The sequence below is a fragment of the Actinomycetospora sp. genome, from assembly GCF_055612215.1.
This window is the reverse complement of sequence record NZ_JBVPVA010000651.1, coordinates 1-3,884: the sequence shown is the minus strand read 5'-3', so window position 1 is coordinate 3,884 and position 3,884 is coordinate 1. Positions and strand designations below refer to the sequence as shown.

Sequence of the window (3,884 nt, the reverse complement as noted above, 5' to 3'; positions counted from 1 at the left end):
GGGTCTCCGGGGGCCGCGACCGCTCGGCGTCCGGGGGCCGCTCCGCGGTGCGCGCTCCGGCGCGGGCGCTCCGGCGCTCGTACTGGGCGCGGGCGGCCGTGGCAGGGGCTGCCGGGGCGGCCGAGGTGGGGCCCGCCGGCGGCCGGCCGGCCGAGGCACCGGACCCGGCGTCGGGCCGCTCGTCGGCGGGCCACGCGCCCGAGGACCGTGCGTCGGGGGCCGACGTCCCGCGCGCGGGTGGCTGCGCCCGTGACGGACCGGCCGGGGGGCCGCCGCGCCCGCGCGGGTCGGGGCCGCCTCCGGAACCCCCCGGGGCGTTCCCCTCGGCGTCGACCGCCCGCAGCGCCCACTCCCCGGACAGGACCCGGCCCAGCGCCGAGGTCACGTGCCCGGCGCGGTTGGGCTGCGAGAGCTGCTTGGCGAGCGGGGCGGTCGGCATCGCGAGCGTGACGGTGGTGCCCTCGACGGCGGCGACCGTGGCGTTCTGCAGCAGCGCGTGCGTCGGCTTGCTCGCCTCGCGCACGGCGGTCATGACCTCCGACCAGATGCGGCGCAGCCCCGCCGCGTCCATCGCCCCGGGCGCGGTGGACGGCGCTGCGGCGGCCGGAGCGGCGGCCGGCGTCGGTTCGGGCCGCGACGGGCGCTCCGCGGGCTCCGGACTCGCGGGCGGAGCGGCGGGCTCGGCGGGCCGGACCACGGGCGACCCGGGCGCCTCCTCGCGGGCCGGGCGCTCCGGCCGAGGCGCCTGCACCGTCGCGGTCGGCCGGTCGGTCGGCGGCTCGACGGTGGCGTCCATGGCGTCGGCGGGCCGGGGCGCGCCCGACCCACCCGCCGAGGCCCCGGCGGACGACGAGCCGTCGGCCTCGCCCGGACGGCGGGACGGACGACGGAAGCGGGCGTCGCCCTCGTCGGGGACCGCCGGACCGGCACCCGGCGCGAGCGGGCCGCCCGCACCCGCCGTCGCACCCGCCTGCAGCCGGCGCTCGACGCCCTCGAGGCGCTGCACCAGGGCCGCGTCCGACGACGACGCCGCCGGCAGCAGCATCCGCGCGCACACCAGTTCCAGCAGCAGTCGCGGCGCCGTGGCCCCGCGCATCTCGGTCAGCGCGGTGTGCACCAGCTCCGCGTGCCGGGCCAGGGCGGCCGGCCCGAGCCGCTGGGCCTGGTCGACCATCCGCTCGAGCTCGTCGGCGGGGACGTCGACCAGCCCCTTCTCCCCGGCGTCGGGCACCGCGTGCACGAGGATGAGGTCACGCAGCCGCTGCAGCAGGTCCGCGGCGAAGCGCCGTGGGTCGTGCCCCGCCTCGACGAGCCGGTCCACGGCCCCGAACACCGCGGAGCCGTCCCCCGCGCCGAGGGCGTCGACGACGTCGTCGAGGATCGCGACGTCGGTGACCCCCAGCAGCCCGACCGCCCGCGCGTACGTGACGCCCTCGGCGTCCGCGCCGGCGAGCAGCTGGTCGAGCACCGAGAGCGAGTCACGCGCCGAGCCGCCGCCGGCGCGGACCACGAGCGGATAGACGGCCGGCTCGACCGACACGCCCTCCTCGGCGCAGATCCGCTCGAGCAGGCCGCGCAGCGTGCTCGGCGGCAGCAGCCGGAACGGGTAGTGGTGCGTGCGCGAGCGGATGGTCGGCAGCACCTTGTCCGGCTCCGTCGTCGCGAAGACGAAGATCAGGTGCTCGGGCGGCTCCTCGACGACCTTGAGCAGCGCGTTGAACGCCGCCGTGGTCACCATGTGCGCCTCGTCGATGATGAAGACGCGGTAGCGCGAGCTCACCGGCGCGAAGTGCGCGCGGTCGCGGAGCTCGCGGGCGTCGTCCACGCCGTTGTGGCTGGCGGCGTCCATCTCGGTGACGTCGAGCGACCCCGGCCCGTTGGGCGCGAGCGCGATGCACGACTCGCAGACTCCGCACGGATCGGGCGTCGGCCCCTGCTCGCAGTTCAGCGAGCGGGCCATGATCCGGGCGCTCGAGGTCTTCCCGCAGCCGCGCGGCCCGGAGAACAGGTAGGCGTGGTTGATCCGGCCGGCCGACAGCGCCGTGCGCAACGGCTCGGTGACGTGCTCCTGCCCGACGACCTCGGCGAACGTCGCCGGCCGGTACCGCCGGTACAGCGCCAGGCTCATCGGTCCGGCCCCGCCGGGTGCACAGTCTCGATCCCCGCCACGGCGCCGAGGTTACGCGGAGGGTCCGACGACGTGGGCCCGGCTGGGGCGACCACGGCGGGGAGACGAAAGGGGACCCCGCGCACCCGCCAGAGCCCGCTGACCCTTGCTGCCTTCCGGCCCTGGGGGAGTTCACAGGATGGACGCCGCGCGGGGTCCGGCGCCCACTGTACCGGGCCGCGCGAGGCCCCTCGACTCCCGGTCGGGCGGCCTCGTCGGGTGCCCCACCACCGGAGCGGGGGCCGTGCCCCCGGCCTGTACCCTCGTCCGCGGAGGATTGGCCGAGCGGCCTAAGGCGCACGATTGGAAATCGTGTTGGGGTAACACCCTCACGGGTTCGAATCCCGTATCCTCCGCCAGCTGATCACGACGCCGGGCCCACCACGCGTGGGCCCGGCGTCCGTGTTCCCGGGGCTCGACCGGCGTTCGTCGTGGTCGCCCGTTCCGTCGAGGGCGCGGACGCGGGATCGTCTCCCACCGTGCCGATGAACCTGATGCACCGCCGCCTCTGCAGCTCCGCCGACTGGGCCGCCAAGGTCGCGGACCGGATGCCCCGCGACCTCGCCGACGCGGACCTGGGCGACGACGTCCTCGAGATCGGGCCCGGCTACGGCGCGACGACGGCGGTGCTGGTCGGGCGGGTGCCGCGGCTGACGGCGGTGGAGGTGGACGAGGCCTCCGCGTCGCGGCTGGCGGCGGAGTACGCGGGACGGGCGACGATCGTCCACGGGGACGGCACCGCGCTGCCGTTCGAGGACGGGCGGTTCTCCGCGGTCGTCTGCTTCACGATGCTCCACCACGTCCCCTCGCGGGCGCTCCAGGACGCGCTGTTCGCCGAGGCGTGCCGGGTCCTGCGTCCGGGCGGGGTGTTCCGTGGGGTCGACTCGCAGCCCAGCCTGCGGTTCCGCCTGCTGCACATCGGCGACACGATGGTCGTCGTCGACCCGGGGACGCTGCCGGCACGGCTGACGGCGGCCGGGTTCGACGACGATCCCGACGTCGGTCTCATGTCCGACGGGCGGCTGCGCTTCACGGCGCGGAAGAGCTGAGCGTCGGCCTGCGGCGGTGCACCCCGTCCCCGGCCGTGGTGCACCCCGTCCCGCCGCTACCGCCACCGCTCGATGATCAAACAGCACTGGAGGCAGCTCGGCCCCGGAATTTTCTGCGCCCTGTGCCCCTCGTGGAGCAGGCCGGACGATCCCCCGCCGAAACCGATGATCAGGGGCACTGGGCGCAAGACAGGCGCCCGGAATTCCTGCGCCGTGTGCCCCTCGCGGGGGGGACGCGACCTCAGCCCGACCGCAGACCCCGCACGAGCAACGTCGCGAGCTGCTCATAGGCCTCGGCATCGGCCAGCCCCGTCGTCGCCGCGATCCGGCGCTGCTGGATCGCCTCCATCGTCGAGGCGATCACCTCGGCCGCCAGTCCCACGTGCACGTCGCGGAACGCCCCGGACTCGACGCCCTCGGCGATGATCTCCCGCACACGTCCGGCGGCCGCCCGCGTGTTGCGCCGGTAGATGTCCGCGGCCGGGGGGAACGACGCGAGGTCCTCGAAGAACCGTGCCGACGCGGAGGCGAGCTCCGCCGCGACGGCGCGCAGGTAGGCCACCAGGCGTTCCGCCGGGTCGGACACCTCGGCGACGGCGGCCTCCACCCGCCCCGTCGCCGTCCGGAAGAAGCGCACGACCGCCGCCGTCACCAGCTGCTCCTTGGAA

At 76.5% G+C, this 3,884-nt stretch carries 3 protein-coding genes, 1 tRNA gene and 1 other RNA gene; 2 read left to right on the top strand and 3 right to left on the bottom strand.

Going from position 1 to position 3,884, the window contains the following annotated elements; genetic code table 11:
• Together AC0CYZ_RS17850 and ffs are read right to left on the bottom strand one after the other, a co-directional pair.
• The coding region (locus AC0CYZ_RS17850) for a DNA polymerase III subunit gamma and tau (protein ID WP_472217719.1) at positions 1–2,128 on the bottom strand (2,128 nt) is incomplete at its 3' end.
• Between the two features lie 106 nt (positions 2,129–2,234).
• Positions 2,235–2,329, bottom strand: an RNA gene (gene ffs, locus AC0CYZ_RS17845) — signal recognition particle sRNA small type.
• Between the two features lie 109 nt (positions 2,330–2,438).
• Between ffs and AC0CYZ_RS17840 the strand changes: the two genes are divergently transcribed.
• Positions 2,439–2,526, top strand: a tRNA-Ser gene (locus AC0CYZ_RS17840).
• Between the two features lie 126 nt (positions 2,527–2,652).
• Positions 2,653–3,216, top strand: coding sequence for a class I SAM-dependent methyltransferase (locus AC0CYZ_RS17835; RefSeq protein WP_472217717.1), 564 nt, complete (start codon positions 2,653–2,655; stop codon positions 3,214–3,216).
• Positions 3,217–3,457: 241 nt separating this feature from the next.
• On the opposite strand, the gene AC0CYZ_RS17830 is transcribed toward AC0CYZ_RS17835, so the two are convergent.
• On the bottom strand, positions 3,458–3,884 hold a 427-nt coding region (locus tag AC0CYZ_RS17830; RefSeq protein WP_472217715.1), incomplete at its 5' end, for a TetR/AcrR family transcriptional regulator.